Annotated in this window: 17 protein-coding genes; 9 read left to right on the top strand and 8 right to left on the bottom strand. The window is 42.1% G+C overall.

What is annotated here, in order from left to right; all coding sequences use genetic code 11:
* Positions 1–225 precede the first annotated feature (225 nt).
* On the bottom strand, positions 226–1461 hold the full coding sequence (trpB, locus tag V7L20_RS14585; protein WP_334744769.1) for a tryptophan synthase subunit beta: 1236 nt from the start codon (positions 1459–1461) through the stop codon (positions 226–228).
* Between the two features lie 374 nt (positions 1462–1835).
* On the opposite strand from trpB, the gene V7L20_RS14580 reads away from it, so the two are divergent.
* On the top strand, positions 1836–2183 hold the full coding sequence (locus tag V7L20_RS14580; protein ID WP_334744768.1) for a translation initiation factor: 348 nt from the start codon (positions 1836–1838) through the stop codon (positions 2181–2183).
* Between the two features lie 141 nt (positions 2184–2324).
* On the top strand, positions 2325–2483 hold the full coding sequence (locus V7L20_RS14575; RefSeq protein WP_099065790.1) for a YqaE/Pmp3 family membrane protein: 159 nt from the start codon (positions 2325–2327) through the stop codon (positions 2481–2483).
* Positions 2484–2670: 187 nt separating this feature from the next.
* Here V7L20_RS14575 and V7L20_RS14570 read toward each other — a convergent pair whose 3' ends face one another.
* The 4 genes from V7L20_RS14570 to lpdA all read right to left on the bottom strand — a co-directional run bounded on the left by V7L20_RS14570 (position 2671) and on the right by lpdA (position 6997).
* A complete protein-coding gene (locus tag V7L20_RS14570) occupies positions 2671–3339 on the bottom strand; it encodes a carbonic anhydrase (protein WP_334744767.1) in 669 nt (222 codons plus the stop codon).
* Between the two features lie 754 nt (positions 3340–4093).
* Positions 4094–4345: a DUF5340 domain-containing protein gene (locus V7L20_RS14565; RefSeq protein ID WP_100903113.1), complete on the bottom strand. Its 252-nt coding sequence runs from the start codon at positions 4343–4345 to the stop codon at positions 4094–4096.
* A gap of 246 nt (positions 4346–4591) precedes the next feature.
* Positions 4592–5482, bottom strand: coding sequence for an indole-3-glycerol phosphate synthase TrpC (gene trpC / locus V7L20_RS14560; RefSeq protein WP_334744766.1), 891 nt, complete (start codon positions 5480–5482; stop codon positions 4592–4594).
* A 90-nt stretch (positions 5483–5572) separates the two neighbouring features.
* Positions 5573–6997 carry a dihydrolipoyl dehydrogenase gene (gene lpdA / locus V7L20_RS14555; RefSeq protein WP_334744765.1) on the bottom strand — a complete coding sequence of 475 codons (1425 nt, stop codon included), beginning with the start codon at positions 6995–6997 and terminating at the stop codon, positions 5573–5575.
* 472 nt (positions 6998–7469) lie between these two features.
* Here lpdA and V7L20_RS14550 point away from each other — a divergent pair, with 472 nt between their 5' ends.
* From V7L20_RS14550 to V7L20_RS14535, 4 genes are all read left to right on the top strand, one after another.
* A complete protein-coding gene (locus V7L20_RS14550) occupies positions 7470–9245 on the top strand; it encodes an SWIM zinc finger family protein (RefSeq protein ID WP_334744764.1) in 1776 nt (591 codons plus the stop codon).
* Between the two features lie 683 nt (positions 9246–9928).
* Positions 9929–11698: a ShlB/FhaC/HecB family hemolysin secretion/activation protein gene (locus tag V7L20_RS14545; protein ID WP_442943547.1), complete on the top strand. Its 1770-nt coding sequence runs from the start codon at positions 9929–9931 to the stop codon at positions 11696–11698.
* A gap of 812 nt (positions 11699–12510) precedes the next feature.
* On the top strand, positions 12511–15144 hold the full coding sequence (locus tag V7L20_RS14540; protein WP_334744762.1) for an EAL domain-containing protein: 2634 nt from the start codon (positions 12511–12513) through the stop codon (positions 15142–15144).
* 160 nt (positions 15145–15304) lie between these two features.
* A complete protein-coding gene (locus V7L20_RS14535) occupies positions 15305–15454 on the top strand; it encodes a hypothetical protein (protein WP_334744761.1) in 150 nt (49 codons plus the stop codon).
* Positions 15455–15550: 96 nt separating this feature from the next.
* On the opposite strand, the gene V7L20_RS14530 is transcribed toward V7L20_RS14535, so the two are convergent.
* Together V7L20_RS14530 and ctpB are read right to left on the bottom strand one after the other, a co-directional pair.
* Entirely contained in the window at positions 15551–16519 is a 969-nt protein-coding gene (locus V7L20_RS14530; protein ID WP_334744760.1) for a glycosyltransferase, read from the bottom strand.
* Positions 16520–16831: 312 nt separating this feature from the next.
* A complete protein-coding gene (gene ctpB, locus V7L20_RS14525) occupies positions 16832–18172 on the bottom strand; it encodes a carboxyl-terminal processing protease CtpB (protein WP_334744759.1) in 1341 nt (446 codons plus the stop codon).
* 309 nt (positions 18173–18481) lie between these two features.
* Here ctpB and V7L20_RS14520 point away from each other — a divergent pair, with 309 nt between their 5' ends.
* Positions 18482–19180 (top strand): YdcF family protein, encoded by a 699-nt coding sequence (locus tag V7L20_RS14520; protein ID WP_334744758.1) that lies wholly within the window; start codon positions 18482–18484, stop codon positions 19178–19180.
* A gap of 284 nt (positions 19181–19464) precedes the next feature.
* Here V7L20_RS14520 and V7L20_RS14515 read toward each other — a convergent pair whose 3' ends face one another.
* Complete coding sequence (locus tag V7L20_RS14515; protein ID WP_334744757.1) at positions 19465–19731, bottom strand: Precorrin-3B methylase; 267 nt, start codon at positions 19729–19731, stop codon at positions 19465–19467.
* Positions 19732–19997: 266 nt separating this feature from the next.
* On the opposite strand from V7L20_RS14515, the gene V7L20_RS14510 reads away from it, so the two are divergent.
* Complete coding sequence (locus tag V7L20_RS14510) at positions 19998–20339, top strand: hypothetical protein (RefSeq protein WP_334744756.1); 342 nt, start codon at positions 19998–20000, stop codon at positions 20337–20339.
* Between the two features lie 314 nt (positions 20340–20653).
* On the top strand, positions 20654–20833 hold the full coding sequence (locus V7L20_RS14505) for a chlorophyll a/b-binding protein (protein WP_012407782.1): 180 nt from the start codon (positions 20654–20656) through the stop codon (positions 20831–20833).
* Positions 20834–20951 lie beyond the last annotated feature (118 nt).

Raw genomic sequence — 20951 nt, 5'->3', positions numbered from 1 at the left:
GAACAAGTCGGGAAACCACAAGGGGGTAGTGGCTCCCCAACCTACGCAGTTTAGGGTTTTTGGCGCTAACTGAACTGTATTGGGAGATATATTCCTAAAAATGTGCATTTTCAAACTTTGCACAAAATTTTGGACTACCAACTCACGACGAGTTGGTTGCGGTAGCATAGGGTGTTGGAATTGTTGATCCTATTTATTGCTTTTTCCCAATGATTTTACGTATACTTACGCATCATTTAATAATTTGGCAACTGTTTGTACATCCTTATCGCCACGTCCAGAGCAGTTAATTACAATTCGGGGACTGTCGGTTAGTTGGGGACATAGGGTTTCGAGGTAGGCGATCGCATGGGCTGTTTCTAATGCTGGGATAATTCCCTCTAATTTCGACAATCGCTGAAATGCCGCCAAAGCTTCTGCATCCGTCACACTATAGTATTCAGCGCGACCAGTATCTTTCAAATAGCTATGTTCTGGTCCCACACCGGGATAATCTAAACCTGCACTAATTGAGTGTGCCTCAATGATTTGCCCATCCTCATCTTGCAGAAGATAGCTCATTGCTCCGTGTAATACACCAACTCGTCCTTTTGTCAAGGTAGCTGCGTGTTTTTCAGTATTGACACCTTCTCCTGCTGCCTCAATCCCAATGAACCGTATAGAAGGCTCATTTATAAACTCATAAAATAGTCCCATAGCATTGGAACCACCACCTACGCAAGCCAAGAGAATATCAGGCAATACACCCCACTTTTCTATTGCTTGGGCGCGAGTTTCTTGGCCGATTACTGCATGGAAATCACGTACCATCATCGGGTAAGGATGGGGGCCTGCTACCGAACCGAGAATGTAGTGAGTTGTTTCTACATTTGTCACCCAATCGCGGATTGCTTCAGAAGTTGCATCTTTGAGGGTTCCCGTTCCCGCTTCCACCGGACGCACTTCTGCCCCCATCAATCGCATTCTGAACACATTTAAAGCTTGGCGTTCCATATCATGAACGCCCATGTAAATTATGCATTCCAACCCAAAACGAGCGCAAACTGTAGCTGTGGCAACACCGTGTTGTCCAGCACCCGTTTCGGCAATAATCCGTTGCTTACCCATGCGTTTCGCCAGCAATACCTGACCAAGGGCATTATTAATTTTATGAGCGCCAGTATGATTTAAATCCTCGCGTTTTAAGTAAATTTGCGGCCCCGTGCGATCGGGTCGGGCATAATGAGCAGTCAGGCGTTCAGCGAAATATAGTGGTGTGACACGTCCTACATAGTCCCGTAACAACTGTTGTAGTTCTGCTTGAAAGCTAGGGTCATTGCGGTATTGCTGATAAGCTGTTTCTAGTTCAGTAAGAGCAGGCATCAGCGTTTCAGGTACATACTTACCGCCGAAGCGTCCAAAGCGACCTAGTATATCAGGAACCTGAGCAGTTGAGTTTGGAGATAAGGGAGTGGTAGTCACAGGCTGTTTTCAATGACGGGAATGACTTAATTATTATAGAAAGTCTGGGGCATATTCAGGTTATATCTAGAGACTGGAAACTAAATTCTTTATCAATACTCAATGCCCAATACTTCGACTTACCTCGACTTCGCTCAGTACAAGTCGCTTGGCACAAGTCGCGGTTCCTGAGCGTAATCGTAAAGCCTGCGGCATAGCTACGCTTAGGGTGCAGCCTAAGAAGAGAAGGGCAGTACAATTGCCCAATTCGCCATGCTCAATTACTTTGAAACCCTCGCAATGGATTTGTGATGTTAGCCTAGAAATTGATATCCCAGCAGAATGGTTGCGTAGAAGTTTCCACTGCCTTTGAAATTTTCTTAAATATTCATTTTATGTCTTCTTCAAATCCCAAATCTTCTGACAAAAGCTTTGTCTACCGCGAATTTGGCAACGACAACTTTGCCGCCACAGAAAGACCAATTCCAGAACTCCCTGCACAACAACAAAATCTCAAAGTACAAGCTTCCCGCAAAGGACGCAAAGGCAAAACTGTTACAGTGATTAGCGGTTTTCAAGCCAAACCAGAAACCTTGGCTGATTTGGTGAAGCAGTTGAAAACCCAATGCGGTACGGGTGGGACAGTTAAAGATAACGAAATTGAAATTCAGGGCGAACACAAGCAAAAAATTGTCGATATTTTGACCAAACTAGGTTACAAAGCTAAAATTAGCGGTGGCTAATCTTGAGTGCGGTTTACCGCATCTTAACCGTGACCTAGATTAAGAGAGAAAATGTTATGTTTAAAAGGTATAAATATGCTTAAGCAGTGGTGAATAATTTTGCCACCAAGCTGTTTTTTGTGAGATGAATAGGAGGTTTAAATGGATTTAGTTCGGATTTTGTGTGCAATTTTCTTGCCGCCTTTGGGAGTTTTTTTGCAAGTAGGTTTTGGTATAGATTTTTGGATTAATATAGTTTTGACACTTTTTGGTTATATTCCTGGAATTATTCATGCAGTATGGATAATTGCTAAGAAATAATTCTTCATAGGGGTAGGTTTGAGGCTCTGCATATAGTGAGAAATTGAGTCAGAGCCTCAAAGCCTCAATAATTGCATTTTCATGCAGAGTATGGAAACGCCAAAAATAAATTACCTGCAAGGTAACTACCTTAGGTAAAGCTTTAGAATCTAAATATGTGGGCTTTTGTGTGTCGATAAATACCGAATTAACTCTCATTTTTTAACATAGCATAGAGTCTAAACTCTAAAAGCAAGGGGCAGATGTGCAATTGCCATTGCACAGTTGAGACATTCAAATCTTTGATTAACCCACTCCTTATATCTAGTACCCAGCCATGAACCATAGGCGCTTTTCGCTCATAGAGTACCTGACGCATAATGGAAGTTTGGTAAATATTTTTTACTTGCGCTACAACGTTCATTTCTGCCAAACGATTCAAACGTTCTTCTCTTGTTGGCAAGGCATCAATTTCTTCTTGTTTCTGTAAATACAGTTCCCGAATCGGATTTACCCAGTTATCAAGAATTCCGATGGTTTTCCCCTCTAAAGCCGTTTTAATTCCTCCGCAATCGTAATGACCACAAACGATAATGTGTTCTACTTTAAGATGTAAAATTGCGTATTCTAAAACCGCTAAAAAGTTTATATCCGTTAAAGAAACTTGATTAGCAATATTACGATGTACAAATAACTCTCCTGGTTCTGTACGGGTGAACTTTGTTAATGCCAGACGACTATCAGAACATCCTATGTATAGAAAAGGTGGTGTTTGTCCACTAGATAATTCTTGAAAGTAAGTTGGATCTATAGCTAGTTTCTCGGCAACCCAAGCCTGATTATTTCTGAGTATTTCGTGAATACTGTTATATTTCATCTTTCATCAAATTTGAGAGAGAATCTTATAAACATTTTAGCTGATCCACAGTTTCCTATAAATCAATATAAATTTTTTTCTAGCTAAATTTTTATAAAGATGAAATTTCTTTTACGATATTAAGAGAATTCTTGTATAAATTGTAAGTGAGAACTGCTATATGTGTAACTTTATAAAAATAGCTAAATAAAGTAAAATTTTTATCAAACATAATTTAATACCATTTATTTGTGAAGCTGCGCCAAATCTCTTAATTTATTATTTCTTGGCGTACTTGGCGCTCTTGGTAAACCAGCGCTGTAGGCGGGTTTCCCACCGTAAGCGACTGGTGTTAGCGCAGCGTAAAGCCAACTCTTGGAGAGGCTTTTGCTAGCTTGCTTTCACGTTCGTGGAGCGTGCCGTAGGCAAGTGGTACGGCATGGCAACGCTATGAGCGGCGAAGGAACGTCACCCGAAGGGCGGTTCGTTCTTTATTTCTTGCACTATAGACGCATCTTCATACAAAATTGGTATAAGCGTTTAGACTGACTACCAATTCAAAATCCTCATATAGCATTTATAGATACTTTTGCAAAGCAGAGATTCTGTAAGCAGAGTCATTTTAAATCACACCTTAAACTGTGCATTTGAGTCAAGCAAGTGCAGCATAAGTTTTGAATACTGGCTCCTTTAATACACAGAGACATTTTATGATGATGGTAAGCTAAGTTAATAAAGATGCCAAATCTGAGGTTGAGATATTAAGTTATCAGCTTTAATCGGGGGCAACAACTTTGTTATCGTGATGATGATTGATTGACCAACGGTGATCGACAGTCATAGAGGAAAACTCGCAAATTTCTTCTAGGCGTTTTTGCTGCACCGCAGCTTTACGCAGAGTAATAATTAGTTGATTTACCTGATGCCGTAAATCTGGATTATCATTTACAGCTAACATAGTTTGTCTTTCTAAAAGTTGAAGTATAAGTTCGTAGTGAATAGGAGAAGGTAGAGGAATTTGCTCCATGAAGTTAACTTTTGATTTGATATTTGAGATTTTGTATTAATCAGAGTTTGGCTTTTGTAAAGAAATTGTTACATAATCAAGAATTAGTTGCTTATGGCTTTGATTTGATTAACAATGAAGATTTGGCAAAGATATGATGATATTTGATGGCAATGTGCTGCGTGTCCACGCATAGTGTACCCAATTTAGCAACTATTGTATGCAGTTAGTTGCTTTATGCTAAGAGGCGTAAGGGAGGTGTTTATTTCAGAAATTCTTTGGCAATATATGGGCGATCGCAGCGCCGGGATCTGGTTGTTTTACCAAAGATTCTCCAATGAGTACAGCCGATGCACCTGCTGTCAGCACCAAACTTAGATCATCTGGGTTGTGTAATCCTGACTCGCTGACAACAAGGATATTTTTCTCCTGCAATTGGCTACCCCTTGCAGCTAAAAGTTGGCAAGTAGTTTGCAAGTCAACAGAGAAATCTTCCAAATTGCGATTATTGATTCCGATTAAGGAGACTCCATCTAAGGCTAACACACGGTCAAGTTCTGCCAAACTATGGACTTCAACCAAGGTTGCCATTTTCAGATTGTTAGCAATTTTAAGGAAGTATTTCAAATCTTGATCGCTCAAAATAGCTGCAATCAACAAAATAGCATCTGCACCCTGAACCCGCGCCAAGTATATTTGATAAGCATAAATAACAAACTCTTTGCATAGTAGGGGCAAATCTACGGCAGCCCGAACCTTTGCTAAGTTGTCAAAACTACCTTGAAAGAACTTGACATCTGTTAGCACAGAAAGACAACTAGCGCCACCTTGCTGATAAGAAAGGGCGATCGCTACTGGGTCAAAATCTTCTCGTAAAATACCTTTGCTAGGTGAAGCTTTCTTAACTTCGGCAATTAATGCTGGCTTTGTCTTACCTTGACGCAAAGCGGCAACAAAATCACGAGTTGGCGGCACAGTCAGTACCTGCTTCCGTAATTCTTGCAAAGGAATTTTTTCCCGCATTTGGTCATATTCTACTTCTTTCTGCCAGACAATTTCCTCCAAAATATTGTTTGGCGCTGAATCAGGCACGGCAGCCTGATAACGCAATATCGATACATCAATGGCTGGATTAGGTGAACGGCGACGGATTTGCATAATGTGTCATTTGTTATTTGTCATTGGTCATTTGTCATTGGTCATTTGTCCTTGTTTATTGACAAAGGACAAATGACAGAGGATAAATGACTAAATGGCTCGTTTATAAGCTTCGTCCAGCACTTCCGAAAGTGTCGGGTGGGCGTGAACTAGATGTGCTAGATTTTGGACAGATTGACGGTTTGCGATGGCAGCTGAGGCTTCATGAATTAAGTCTGCGGCGTGCAGTCCGAAAATGTGGACGCCTAAGACTTCTCCGGTGTCTTTGCGATATATCACCTTGGCAATCCCATCGGCTTCATTTTCTGCCAATGCTTTGGAATTCCCTTTGTAGTAACTCCGACTTGTAGCGATTTCAAACCCTTCGGTTTGTCCCAAGTCCTTTGCTGCGGTTTCTGTTAAGCCCACATAGCTAACTTCTGGGTGGGTAAACGCTGCTGCGGGGATGCTGCGATAGTCTACTATTCTTTCCCTCCCAACTATGTTTTCTACCGCGATAATGCCTTGAGCAGAAGCCGCATGTGCCAACATTATCTTTCCATTAGCATCGCCAATTGCCCACAAATGCGGCACTACCTCACCAGCTGATAGCACTGCCATGCGATCGTTAACTGGGATAAAATTCCGCCGATCGACTTCCACACCCACAGACTCTAAACCGAGATTTTGCGTCGCTGGGATGCGTCCCGTAGCCACCAAGCAAGCATCTACTTCAATGACATCTACATCTTCTTTGGTTTTGAAATCTGCTAACTCAATCACCACAGGTGAACCGGGAATAACTTTTTTGGCGTATATCCCCACTTTAGTTTCAATATCGCGGGGAGTAATCAGCACCCGTTCAGCAAGTTTGGCAATATCGCGGTCAAATCCTGGCATTAACTGATCTAGGGCTTCAATCAAGGTGATTTCGCAACCTAAAGCTGAGTAAATATCAGAAAATTCTAAGCCGATGTAACCACTGCCAATAATTGCTACCCAGTTTGGTAGCGACTCCAACTTAACGCCTTGATCGCTGGTAAAGACAGTTTTTCCGTCTACTTCAATTCCTGGAGGCACAAAAGGAATTGAACCAGGGGAAAGGATGATGTCTTTGGCTGTGATAATTTTTTCGTCACCGTCTCCGGTAACAGAGACTTTTTGCGCCCCAGCGATTTTTCCCCAACCTCTGATAATATCGACTTTTAGACGTTTCAGGCTGTTGGTTAAGTCGCCTTGAATTTTCGAGACGAGATTGGTAGCATGATTAGCGATCGCTTGGCGATCAAATTCCACGCTACCAATTTGAATTCCCAGTGACTTCAGGTGGTGGGCATTACGTAACTCCCGCACACGTCCAGATGCTGCTAGTAGTGCCTTAGAAGGAATACAGCCCCGATTAACACAGGTTCCTCCTATATCAGCAGCTTCAATAATCGCTGTTTTCAAACCGCAACTTACGGCGTGTAAGGCTGCGCCATGTCCGCCTACACCAGCGCCGATAATTACTAAATCGTAATCAAATCCTTGACTCACGTTAGTTTCCCTGTGTGCTTCGCCTATTTATTCTCAACTTGACCGACAATCAGCGCAACCCTTTTAACAGTTATCAGTTATCAGTTGTCAGTTTCGTCGCTGGGTTTAAGTCCCCAACACACAATTAATTATCAGTGAACACTGGGAACTGAATTGAAATCGCTTACCATCAGCCTGATAACTGTTTCCTGAATTAACGTTTGGGTTGTGCTAACTAAAATTATGATTCATTCACTTCTGGCGAAAAGATGGATGATTTCAGTAATTATAGTCAAATCTAGATACTTATTTTTTTCTACTCCATACCCCATACTTCGGCTACGCTCCTCGGCTTTGCTCGGGCTGAACTCAGTACAAGTGCCCAATTCCTCATCCCCCATGCCCATAACTTTGAATTTCTTTACAGGGCGTTTGCTTAACACCTAAGCTGGATTTAGGATTTATCCAAAAGATTTACGCAGGCGATCGCTCGATGTCCATTCCCCAAATTAGCGAATTTACTATCCGCCGTCATGCCAACGCCAAATCTTTCCAACGGGGCGAGGCATACTATGAGGCTGGTGCTGTCAATACAGTTACCCAACGTGGCGATTTGCTTGAGGCAGATGTTGTAGGCAGTGAAGCTAAACCTTATCATGTCAACCTAAGTTTTGATAGCAGTGGATTAATCTCAGCAAACTGCACCTGTGCCTACAACTTTGACGGGTGGTGCGAACACATTGTAGCGACGATGCTTGTTTGTGCGCGTAACCCAGAAAACATTAAGCAGCGCCCCACCCTAGAACAACTACTTAATCGCCTAGATTATATCCAAACTCAAAGACTGCTGCAAGAGTTGGTAACAGAACACCCACCACTAATTGAGGCGATTGATCGCCATATAGGTTGGATAACTAATCCTGCTACCCAGCAAAAAAACACAAAGCCTGTGCTTCGCATTACTATTGATCCGGCTTTCTTTCGACGACAAGTGCGGCAGATTCTCAAGGATACCGTGCGCTACTTTGAAGAAGGGTGCGAAGAAGACCCAATTGGTGAAGAATTGCTGAGTGTAGTGGAAACTGCGGTAGATTTTAGCGAACGGGGAGAGGGTGAGAATGCGATCACTATTTTAGAAGCGATTACCTCTACCTGTGTGGAAAATTGGGATGATGTTGCAGAATACGGTGCTGAAAATGATGAACTTGTCGGGGAATTAAATAATGCCTGGTGTGAAGCAATTCTCAGTGCTGAACTCACCCCAGAAGAAAAAGTTGATATTCAAATAAATTTAGAAGCTTGGCAAGATGAGTGGAATGTTGATTTTAGCATGATTATGGAGGCTTTACGCCAAGGTTGGGATTATTCACCACTGGTGCAAGTTCTCGAAGGTAATATTACTCAAAGGGGAGCTTGGGAAGAATACGTGCCAGATTATGCGGATGATTTGGCACTAATTCGGCTAAAAATCCTCGAACGTCAGGAACGTTACCAAGAATACCTATATTTAGCAGAAGCGGAAGGACAAACCCAGCAGTATCTGACAATGCTAGGGCGTTTAGGCAGGGTAGAAGAAGCAATTGATGCTGCTCAAACCCAGATGAACTCAATGGAAGAGGCTTTTGCCCTAGCGAAAACACTAAGCTCTCAAAAGGCATTACAGCAAGCACTAAATATAGCCCAGAGTGGATTAGATTTACCGGGTAATTGTCAGTACGAATTGGGGATTTGGACAAGTGATTTGGCTATTGAGTTGGGTAATAGTGAAGCTGCTTTATTAGCAATCAAGGCAGCTTTTCAAGTGAAACCCTCCTTTGTTGACTACCAAAAGATGGCAGAATTGGCTGGAGAAAACTGGGAAAGTGTCAAAACAGACCTGCTGAGAATTATTCATAGTGTTAGTAGTGGGGGAACAGAATCAGCCAAGGTGGATATATTCTTGCATGAGGGGCTAATTGATGATGCAATTGCGATCGCTAGTGAACTCAGTTCTTATAATTCAGAATTGATTCATCGAGTCATGGATGCTGCTATCCCTCACAATCCTAGTTGGGTAATTACTAATGCTCGTCGCCGTGCCGAAAAGATTATGGATGCAGGTAAAGCCGAATACTACTACTATGCTATCGAATGGTTAAAAAAGGCACGTAAAGCCTACTTAGGATCTGGGAAGAAAGGTGATTGGTTAAGCTATCGCCAAAACTTAATGCAAACCCACGCTCGTAAACGTAAATTGATGGGAATGTTTCAGCAAAAAGGTATGGAGTAAAAATTATTGTTTGTAACCATAAATGATATACAAAATGGATTAAAGGGTTTATGTTTGTTTGCTATTGTGAGCTTGGATATCACAGACTCACAGATATATAACTAGATGCCTAAGCCAGGAAGTCACCCTCCTGACTTCCTGGCTTAGGCATCCAAGTAATCGAATGAAATGCTTATAGGTCTGGTTGTATAGCAATGCAACGGAAAAATGTTTCAAATCATGATCTTCCAGTTCTTTACAAGAAAAGCACGCCAGCTAAAGGCGGTAGCTGATGATCTGCCAATCTGACCTATCAATCCATAAGTGGGGTTGAGCGTATCTTCGTTAATTTCGAGAGGTTGTTGGCGGCGGCTGACCTTTTTTTCGGTAGCAGGAGACAATTATTGCTTTTAAGTCTGCAATAACTAGTTTATTTAGCTTTTACAGCAATTTTCATGTATTTGAACCACATCTGTCGTAAGGGCACAGCATTGCTGTGCCCCTACCGTGTGGTCTATTTACCTGAAAATAGCTGTAAATTGATTGAGATTTGCCCAAGATATCAACTTTAGTGACAAAAGATGAAGTAAGATTCACATCTGAAATAGTCTCCGAATAATCCCATAGTTTCTAACCAAAAATAGTCCAGTACGATGATTGATAAATATCCTCAAAATCTTATAGTATCCTGCTTACCACTGAGTATGCTTCTATCACTTTGGAGCATAACTTATAGTCCACTGAAAGCTCAGGCTGTTGATACTACACAATTACCAACTAGTAATTTCATCCTGTCACAACAACTCCCACCACCACAGGATGTCCAACCACAGGATGTGCAACCACCTTTACCTTCGCCAGCTCCCTCACCTGAACTACCACAACCACTCCCCCCGCCAGCAGAACTATTTCCACCCTCTGCCCCAAATCTGACACCAGAGGAACCACTCCCTGGCAATTTTCCTCAAACTATTGTTGTTGAACGGTTTGAAGTTATTGGTAGCACAGTCTTCAGTCGTGAAGAGTTAGCCAAAGCCACTGCTGAATTTACCAAACGACCGATCTCACTGACCCAAGTGTATCAAGCACGTTCTAAAATTACTGATTTATACGTCCAAAATGGTTACATTACTTCTGGTGCTTATATCCCACCTCAAACAATCCAATCTGGTGTTGTAAAAATTCAGGTGGTCGAAGGTAAATTAGAAGATATCCAGGTAACTGGAACTCGGCGGTTGAATCCGAATTATGTCCGCAGCCGACTAGCAATAGCTACATCAGCGCCTCTAAATCGGCAACGTTTACTAGAGGCACTGCAACTTTTGCAAATTAATCCTTTAATTAAAAACGTCTCTGCTGAACTCACCGCAGGATCGCGGACTGGTACGAGTCTTTTAGAAGTCAAGATCAGCGAGGCAAAAACCTTTAGTAGCCCAATAATTCTTGATAATGGGCGATCGCCTAGTGTTGGCAGTTTCCGCCGTGGATTACGATTGAATGAAGCCAATTTACTCGGATTGGGAGATAGTCTGAGTTTAGGATACACCAACACTGATGGTAGCAACTCCTTTGACGCTAGTTACACATTGCCTCTCAATCCCCGCAACGGAACTCTTAGCTTTAACTATGGCACTACGTCGAGTAATGTCATTGAACCTGCTTTCAAAATTTTAGATATCGAATCGGCATCTCGCTACTACGAGTTGACATTCCGTCAGCCTATAGTCCAAACTCCCACACAAGAATTCGCTCTTGGGTTAACAGCTTCTCGACGTGAAAGTGATATCTCGTGGATACTACAGAGACAGAACCCAGCAACTCCTCCCTCTGTACTTTCACCTGGATCTGATGGACAGGGACGCACCAGGGTATCTGCCTTGCGATTTTTTCAAGAATGGACGAATCGTAACAGCCGTGAAGTCATCGCCCTACGCTCTCAATTCAGTTTGGGTCTAGATGTGTTGAATGCCACGGTTAATCAAGATCCTCCTGATAGCCGTTTTTTTGCTTGGCAAGGGCAAGCGCAGTGGGTACGCCTTTTAGCTCCTCAAACTTTACTTTTACTTCGTTTAAATACGCAACTAGCATCCAGAGCACTTTTACCTATAGAGCAAATTGGCTTAGGTGGACAAGATAGCGTTAGGGGTTATCGTCAAGATTATTTGTTGACAGATAATGGCATTTTTGCTTCTGCGGAAGTTCAAGTACCGATTCTGCGCTTACCGCAGATAGATAGTACGTTACAGGTTGTCCCATTTGTGGATTTTGGTGCTGGCTGGAACAGTTATGGTAAAGATAACCCCGACCCCGATCATAATACTTTAGCTGCTGTTGGTCTGGGGTTGCGTTGGTCACAAGGCGATCGCTTCACCGTTCGTCTTGACTGGGGCATTCCTTTAGTATCTGTTAACTCGAATGATAGAACATTACAAGAACAGGGACTGTATTTTAGTTTATTATATAATCCTTTTTAAAATTTAAGGATTCATTCTCCTTCCCTTTCCTTCTCTACCATAGGCTGCGCCAACGGGGGTTCTTGCTCTATTAAAGCAACTGGCGTGCGATTTCAAATGCTCAGATATTTTTCTCAGTGGGATACGCCCAATTAATTTAATTTTTGTCTTGCTCTAATCTATTTCGCAAAAATCATTCCACAAAACAGAAAAATTTGACTGATTAAAAAATAAAAATCAGACCGTTATTTATTTAATTCAGAGTTTCTCCGCCAATCAGAATTAAAATCCGCAAATATACCAAGTGTTTTATTCAGTGTTTAATTTTATTCTGGGTATCCTAAGAAAGACAAGGTCAGATGATATAGACGAAGGAGGAAAGTTTATAACTTATGTATGAATAGAAAAAACAGCTAGAATTTCTACCGCAAAACTGATTCAACAATTAGCCATCTCATTCCAAAGGGTCAATTCTTAAAATAAGAGCTAGTTTGCACCCTCATAGCAATTTTGGAATTATAGACGGTGACAATTTTGATTGAGTAAATTTTCCCATAAGTGTAACCTGAAAGTCTGAAATTATGGCAATACCTTGGTGTTAGTGATATTTTGCCCCGGAAAATCCCCCCAATAAGGTGCAGATAAGCTCTTGAGAAAAGAAGGTTCTTGTTCAATAATTCTTCTCTCAAGAACAGCTTCTATTCCTGAACTGCCCCAAGAGCCTGCCTTAACCAAGAAATTCCTTAACCGAACGGTATTGAAAGGTATTGGAACTTGTGGAAGTAAGATTTTTCAGACTAAGACATAAAAATATGAGAATTTGAGGAACAGCCATGCTAGGAAACGAGCGGGAAAAAATACGCCATCTGTTGGTCATTAAAGACCTGCAAGGCCGGCGAACTGTCCCCTTGCAAGAGACTACTTATTCTCTGGGGCGGCATCCCGCAAACACTATTATCTTGTCTTCGCGGTCAGTATCAATGCAACATGCAATTTTATTGCGAGTAACTGTTCCAGATACTGATCAATATGGCTTTCAGATTATTGATGGTAACTATAAAGGGAAAGGAAGTACTAATGGCTTATTTGTCAATGGTATTAAATGCTTTTCTCATAATCTTAGAAGTGGAGATGTAATTGCCTTTGGCAGTAATCAAGCTCAAGCTAAATATTATGCTATTTCTAACATTTCAGAACAAGCATTTTCTGAATCTTTTGATGTTGAAGACTTATCTGGTTTCCTCTTAGAGCAAGGCAGTCCTGCCAATCCTTTTCAAACCTTAGTTATCGATCCCAACTTTGAACTAGCTAGTGAGTCTGCTCTAGCTCGCCTAGCATCCTTCCCTGAACTCATCCCCAATCCAATCATTGAGATGGATTTGGAGGGAAGAGTCACTTATCTTAATCCAGCCGCAGCTCTCAAGTTTCCCAAACTTAGAGAAATTGGAACAAAACACCCGATTTTAACAGGACTTTTAAGTACAAATAATCTAGAAAAAAATTCTTTTGTGCGGGAGGTGGAAGTAGGTACAGAAGTTTTTGAACAATCCGTTCTCTACCTTCCTGAAAGTGATTTAATTAGAACTTTTATTATTAGGGATATTACAGAGCAAAAACAAGCCACAGCCGAACTACGTCAGCGTGATCGCTTACTACAGGCAGTTGCAGAAGCTACCAATTATTTGCTAGGGGAAATGAATTACGAAACTGGTATTGATCTAGCTCTAGCTGTGTTAGGTGAAGCTGCTAAAGCAGATCGTGTTTATCTCTTTCAGAACCATCCCCATCCTGCTACTGGAGAAACAGCAGTCAGCTTGCAATTTGAATGGACACATCCTTCTATTGAATCTACTTACCAATATTGGCAAAATCAGCCTTATCAAGGTTCTGGATTAGCTCGTTGGTACGCTATTCTTTCTAGCGGCAAGTCGATTAGCGGACTCACCCAACAATTTCCTGTCGCCGAACAAGAATTCCTGATTCGAGATGGCATTCAATCCCTTCTTTTGGTACCTCTTTGCTTGGAGAAAGAGTTCTGGGGTTACCTTGGCTTGGCAGACTGCACTTTTGAGCGTCATTGGTCAAAGCACGAAGAATCTACTCTTTTGACGATGGCGGCCAGTATTATTGGGGCACGGCAGCGTCAGCAAGTAGAAGAAAAGATTCGCTATCAAGCCTTACATGACATGCTGACAGGGTTGCCTAATCGCCTACTATTTTATGAGCTGCTTAATAAAACTCTCCCAAATGCCACTCGCAATGGTGAAAGTTTAGCTGTAATCTTCCTCGACCTAGATCGCTTCAAGGTGATTAATGACACTTTGGGGCACACTCTGGGAGACCAATTGTTACAAAGCGTCGCTCAAAGATTACAAGACTCACTTAGAGGCGGAGACACTATAGCCCGTTGGGGAGGTGATGAGTTCACTATCTTACTCCCGCGAGTCAATGATATTAAAGAGGTAACACTGGTGGCGTATAGAATATTACAAGCATTGCAGGATGCTTTCCATCTCCAAGGGCATGAACTTTATGTGACTGCCAGCCTTGGTATTGCGTTGCTTGATCACAACAGTCCTGACGCCGAAACATTAATCCAGCACGCAGATGCTGCTTTGTACTACGCCAAGGACAAAGGGCGGAATAACTACCAATTCTATAGTGTTTCTCTGAGTGCTAAAAATCCTGAACTCCTGACTTTAGAAAAGAGCTTGCGCTATGCCCTAGAACGCAATGAATTTAAGCTGTACTATCAACCTCGTGTCAATATTACTACAAACGAAATTACTGGTATGGAGGCTCTATTGCGTTGGCAGCACCCAGAGATGGGATTGGTCGCACCCAGTGTTTTTATTCCGCTAGTCGAAGAAAGTGGATTAATTGTTTCTATTGGTGAATGGGTGCTGCGGACAGCCTGTATTCAAAATAAAATCTGGCAAGATGCAGGATTGCCACCCATAACGATCGCTGTTAATCTTTCTCTTAAGCAGTTCCGCCAACCTAAATTGATGGAGACTATAGCTACAGTTTTAGAAGAAACGGGTCTGGAGCCGCACTTTTTAGAATTAGAAATTATGGAAACCACAGCCATTGAGGATTTAGATTTTACCAGAAGGGTGTTAAAGGATCTACAGCAGATGGGTGTTTATCTCTCCATTGATGACTTTGGTACGGGTCATTCTTCGCTCTCGCGTCTACAGCTTTTGCCACTCCACAATCTGAAAATAGATAAATCTTTTATTCAATATTTGACGCAAGATGTCAAAGTAGCTCATATTATCAAGGCGATAGTTACCTTGGGACACAGCTTGGGATTGAAGTTGATAGCCGAAGGGGTAGAAAAAGAAGAGGAACTGGAATTCTTGAAATCTATTAATTGTGAGGATGTACAGGGCTATTTATTCTACCGGCCACTTTCTGTCCAGAAAGCAACAGAAATCCTCGAAAGTAAACGACCAACCCTCTAGTACCACAAGGCGGAAGTCAAAAGTCACGAATTAAAAGTCAAAAGTTTTGTATATCAAACTATTCCCTACAAAACTGACTGCTCATATTCTAGTGCCCTAATAAGCTGATGCGCGTCTAGATTGTGCATTGCAATCGTTAATATTGTCCTTTGAAATACAAATGACTAATACTTCGGCTTACCTCGGTTTACTTCGACTACGCCCTTCTCTTCTTAGGCTGCGCCCTAAGCGTAGCTATGCCGCAGGCTTTACGACTACGCCCTTCGACAAGCTCAGGACAAGCCGCTCACTACAAGTGACAAATGACTAATGACAACCCTCTCCTGAACGAGACGCTCTTGCTAGCTTGCCTCCCCAGAGGGGTACACGAGTAAATATCCAATTTTATTTGCGTAACAGCTTATTGTTACAGTCGCTCAATTATCTTGGCATTTTCTGGCAACTTGGCGTCTCGTTGCCCAGCAGCACGCGCTCTAGCAGTGAATAAACCAATGGGAGTATTTAATAAATCTACAAGTGTAGCTTTACCCGTTATCGTTTTTTTCATATCTCTTGGTATTTCCTTGACTAACCAACGTGCCAAACGATAGCCGCATTCTTTGAGTGTAATATCTCGCATTAAATCTATACCGTGCAGTTCGTGCAGATAGCGATTTGAGCGTCCATAGCGCCGCCATTGACTTCGCAGTTCTTGAAGTGTGGCACGGTGGCGGTGCCCAACGATCGCATTCGGGGCAAATTCCAAACGCCCGATGTTTTGGGCCAAAATCCGCCAGCAAATATCGGCATCGCCACCAGTGGTAAGATAGGGACGAAATAAACCCACTTTTTCTAAGGCAATGCGTCGAATTGCTAAATTAGCGGTTTGACCATAAGGACGAAAGGAATGGTTAAGGGTATGCTTTTGCGACAAAGTTTCTTGACGATCTGCGTGTTGTTCTAGCAAAGTTGTACCTGGTAGTGCCAAAATCTCACCAGCGACAATTACCACCTCTTTGTTGACAAAAGGCTGAATTAATGCGTTTAACCATTGCGGTTGTGGACGGCAATCAGCATCGGTAAAAACGATAATTTCACCTGTAGCGGCGCGAATCCCAGTATTACGAGCAGAGTATGAGCTTTGAATTTGGTTTTCACTCAAGGGGTAAATTGTAATTGGGCAATTTTCGGCAGATGTTTTAAGGATGGTGAGAGTGCGATCGCTACTATTATTGTCCACCAATAAGTACTCTACCCGGTCTTTCGGGTAGGTTTGAGACAACAGACAATTGATTAACTCTGGCAAATCCGCCTCACCGTTATAAATAGGAACAACCACCGACACCCTTGGTAAAAAACTGGTGGCGGTGGTTGCATCAAATGGCTGATGATTCATAAATCTGAAATTTTGGTTTGGGATTACTAACTAGTATTCCCAATCCAAAATCCTAGAAGGGTATATCAAGCAGTTTTCATAACTCCAAAAATCTGGATTTGGGAATACTACTATATAAACACCTGCAAACAAATCGTAAGAATTCAGAAGTCAGAATTCAGGATTCAGAATAGTTAAAGAATCAGAAGAACATTTAATCAATAAATATACTAATTATTCTGGATTATTGATAAATTCTGACCGGAGCAACAAAAACGTCTCCAGCTTTGCTCCTGACTCCTGGGTGTTAAATTCTTACAATAAATCATTCACCTAAAATTTTAGGTTATCGGCGCGGCTCATCGGTCGAGTGGGCTGATTTGCTGGCGGTTGGGCAAAGTTGTGATTTGATAAAATTGCGATCGCGCGGGCATATTGGGGATCACTCTTAGTTCCGATTAAATCTGGATTAGAAGCCAATTGCCGCTCTTGTGCCTCTGTCAAGTCTAGCTTGATATCTGGGGCAATCCCTTTATGGTTAATATCTGTTCCAGCCGGGGTATAGTAATGGGCTATGGTAACTGCCAAGCCAGAACCATCTGCGAGTTCATGAACTGACTGTACTAAGGCTTTACCAAAAGTTTGACCACCTACGACTACCGCCCGCTTATTATCCTTGAGTGCCCCTGTGAGGATTTCGCTAGCACTAGCTGAATTACCATCCACTAAGACCGCCAAAGGACGATTTGTTAAAGCAGTGCGATTAGCTTTAGTTTCTTCAGTGCCGCCTACACGGTCTACTGTCTTGACAATGCCGCCGTCATTATACCACATCCGGGCAATTTCAATGCTTGCCTGTAACAATCCGCCAGGATTTCCTCGCAAATCCAAGACATAAGAATCAACTTTCTTAGTGTTCAAATCGCGGATGGCTCGTTGCATTTGGTCTGCGGCATGAGCACTAAATTCCCGTAAACGGATATAACCAACGCGGCGAGTCCCTTCTTGTCTGAGGGTATAACGTACTGTTGGCACTTCAATACTTGCTCTTGTCAGCTTCAGTTCAAAAGGATTTTGACCCGTCCGTGCCAGCTTTAGCTTGATGGGAGTACCTGCTTTGCCGCGAATTAGTTTGGAAGCATCATCCACTTTCATTTTGAGAGTGGGTTTGCCGTCGATTGCCAAAATTTCATCGCCTGCTTTGATCCCAGCTTTCAGCGCCGGAGAATTTTCTATGGCTTCGACAACAGTGAGGCGCTGAGTTTTTTCATTCACTTCCATCCGAATACCAATACCAGAGACTTCCCCAGATGTTTGACTAGTCAGGGCTTCAAACTGTTTGGGGTCCATGAATCGAGTGTAAGGATCTCCCAACTTCTGTAAAGCTTCACGGATGGCAGCGTAAGCTTCTTCCCGAGAAGAATAGTCTTTACTCAACAGGCTTTGCCTGGTTGCTTGCCAATCTTGTTGATTAAACTTGCCATCAACATATTCATGATTCACCAGTTGCCATACTTGGTCAACTATCACTTTCGGGCTGTCTTGTAGGGCTAGAGCAGCTCGGACACCACGAGTCCAAGCGGTGCCGAACAAAGACATAGTAGCAGTAGTGGCGATCGCTCCACCAATCAAGGCTACTTGGAGCGGCGAGTAACTTTTCGCAGATTGGTTCATGTATATTAGCTGGAATAATTGTGTTATTGACAGTTTAGCAATCAGGCTTTCAAGAGACTTTTAAGTTTTTATACCCCAAACTAAGCTCTACTCCCTTCATCATTTTTATCGTTGAATGATGCCGAAAATACTGCATTCTTAACAACCATTTCTCAGTTTGCTAGCCTTCTTTGGAAGACTATACTAAATATGTGACACTTTGATAAGCGTCATTTTTGTACCTATTCATTACTTTTATTAAGATAGCACTTTGATCGCCCAATTGCAGTACTATTAGACTGCATTAAATTAGCTTTTATTACTTAAGTCATGAAACGTAAATTTACCATCAAATCGTTAGTTTCTATTAAAAAATTTTTTGTTAATCTGTGGCAATCGTTACAAAAACTAACTAGTGGATTGTACTTTGTTTTAGGCGCTTGGCTTATTTTTACCACTATAACCTTAGTTTTTGCTTCTTCGCAGCCAGTAGACGCCTTTTTTGTACTTGGTGGGAGTATTCATCGAGAAACTTATGTAGCCCAACAAGCAAAACAATACCCGCAAACGCCAATTTTAATTTCTCATGGTTCTCCAGACCCCTGTATATGGTTAATTTTTCAGGCAGAATTAGCAGGGTTACAAAACGTTTGGTTAGAAAACTGTGCGAATTCTACCTTTGAAAATTTCTATTATGGTATTCCAATTTTGCGGCGTTGGGGAGTGCATAAAGTCATGTTGATTACCTCGCCAAGCCATTTACCTAGAGCTAAATGGATGGCACAAATTCTCTTGGGCGCTCATGGTATTTGGGTAGAGACAGAGATTGTTGAGGAGTTGGGTGTTCCTGGTAATCGTGAATCTTGGGCTAAAACTGGATTAGATGTAACACGCAGCTTATTTTGGGCGATTTTTAGCCAAGTTATTCAACCGCAATGCTCAAATATAACAAGACTTGCCCAAGTAGATATGAAAGTTTGGAAGAATCGAGGTTTTCATTGTGAACACCAAGTGGGGTTGGAGAGATAACTTAGTCCTAATGTGTTCACATGCGAATTATAGTGCAATACAGTTGAGTTAAGCATTTCTTTTTTCTCTCAGTGCAACTGGCGTGGCACTGAGAGAACTTAAGAGTGAACAAGTCGGCGAACCGTAAGGGCGTACTGGCTTCTCTGCGCCTCTGTGGTAGCCTGCAGCAAGCCGATGCAGCGTCTACGTTAGAAAAATTGACCCTTCGGCTTCTCTACGAGACGCTACGCGAACGCTCAGGGTCAACAGTGAGCGAAGCCGAACTGTTGACTTTGACAAAGATACTATTTTGATTTTCGTGCCGATTTGGGTGGTGTTCGGTGTGCGCCAAAATACTTCTCACTGCGATAGCGCAGCCATACCCGCAACACTTGCGGAATCTGTTCTTTTTGTTCTTTACTCAGTGTATTGTAAAGGGATAATGCGCGATCGCGCTCACCTCTACATGCAGCATTGTTGTGAGCATCCCAATAGCTGCGGGCTACTCGAATCCGCCGACAGACTTCCTTAATTAGTGCTTCTCCTGTGAGTGGAGCGTCCTGCTTTGTCATACTCAGATGCGATAAATTCCTCATGCGATTGATCGTAGCGAATCAGACTTATTCTCACAATTACAACCCAAGCAAGTTAAACCTGTAAATTGATTTCATTAGACTTTAGACACAGACTGCACAAGTAACTTAGCAATTAAATCCTGTAAAAACATAAATTTCTTCATTCCTAAGTATGTTGATTATCCATATTGTTTCGTCTTTAAAAGAGATTGATACTCGGTAGAATAATTTATGTGTATTCATCATCTTAATTGTGGTTGTATGTGCCCGATTGGTGGGGCAGTCACACACGGGGTCATGCAGGTATCGCCATTGAGACATCCGAAGGTTGGCTCTTACATGCAGGCGATGCTTACTTTTACCGACATGAAATCGGCTCTGCTAAACGAGTTTGCCCACCTGGTTTACGTGCCTATCAGTGGTTCATGGAGGTAGACCGCAAGGCTCGACTTTATAATCAAGATAGGTTGCGTGCGTTATCGCTTGACCACAGTAGTGAAGTGCGCCTCTTTTGTAGCCATGATGCCATCGAGTTCAAAACCTTCGCTGACCAAGATAATTCGCAATTGCAGAAAGACAATTTGCGCTCAACAGCTTCCAATTAGCTCAAAAACTCAATGCATCTTAACGGAATTATGCGGTTTTTAAGGTTCTGTTCAAATGCTGAGTGGATTTGAATAAGCATTAAGATCAAGAAACAGCACAATCTTTGCTACAAGCGATGCCTGCGGCGGGCTACGCCTACGCAAAATTTCATAACGCACTTTTACTCTACAAGGTGAATGGAAATCAAAAAATGTTGAGCATATTTTCTTTAGATTTTCTTTATTCACTCAATGTTGCATTTTTTTAAACATCTGTTACATTACTTAACAGACAGTTACAACTGCTACAACACTTGAACATTGGAGTTTTACTTATGACAGGTTTTAAAAATCCTGCGCCTATTGTTTCTGAAGATCCTAATGCTGTGCGTTTTGGCTTCACTCCTCAGAGTGAAAACTGGAACGGTCGTCTTGCAATGATTGGTTTTTTATCTGCGATTTTGATTGAAGCTTTTTCTGGTCAAGGCTTACTCCATTTCTGGGGTATCCTCTAAATTGATGCTAGGGGGTAGCATAGCTGTGCTACCCTTAAGTGTCAGTCCACGCAAGTAATTCGTTTCTAATCTATCGTGGTTGTTGGAATTGGTGTCAGCCCATAGCTGTCAACTTAAG

Origin of the sequence: Nostoc sp. (genome assembly GCF_036916735.1) — a bacterium.
GTDB lineage: Bacteria > Cyanobacteriota > Cyanobacteriia > Cyanobacteriales > Nostocaceae > Nostoc.
The sequence above is the reverse complement of the archived record's forward strand: the minus strand, read 5'-3'. Positions and strand labels throughout refer to the sequence as shown.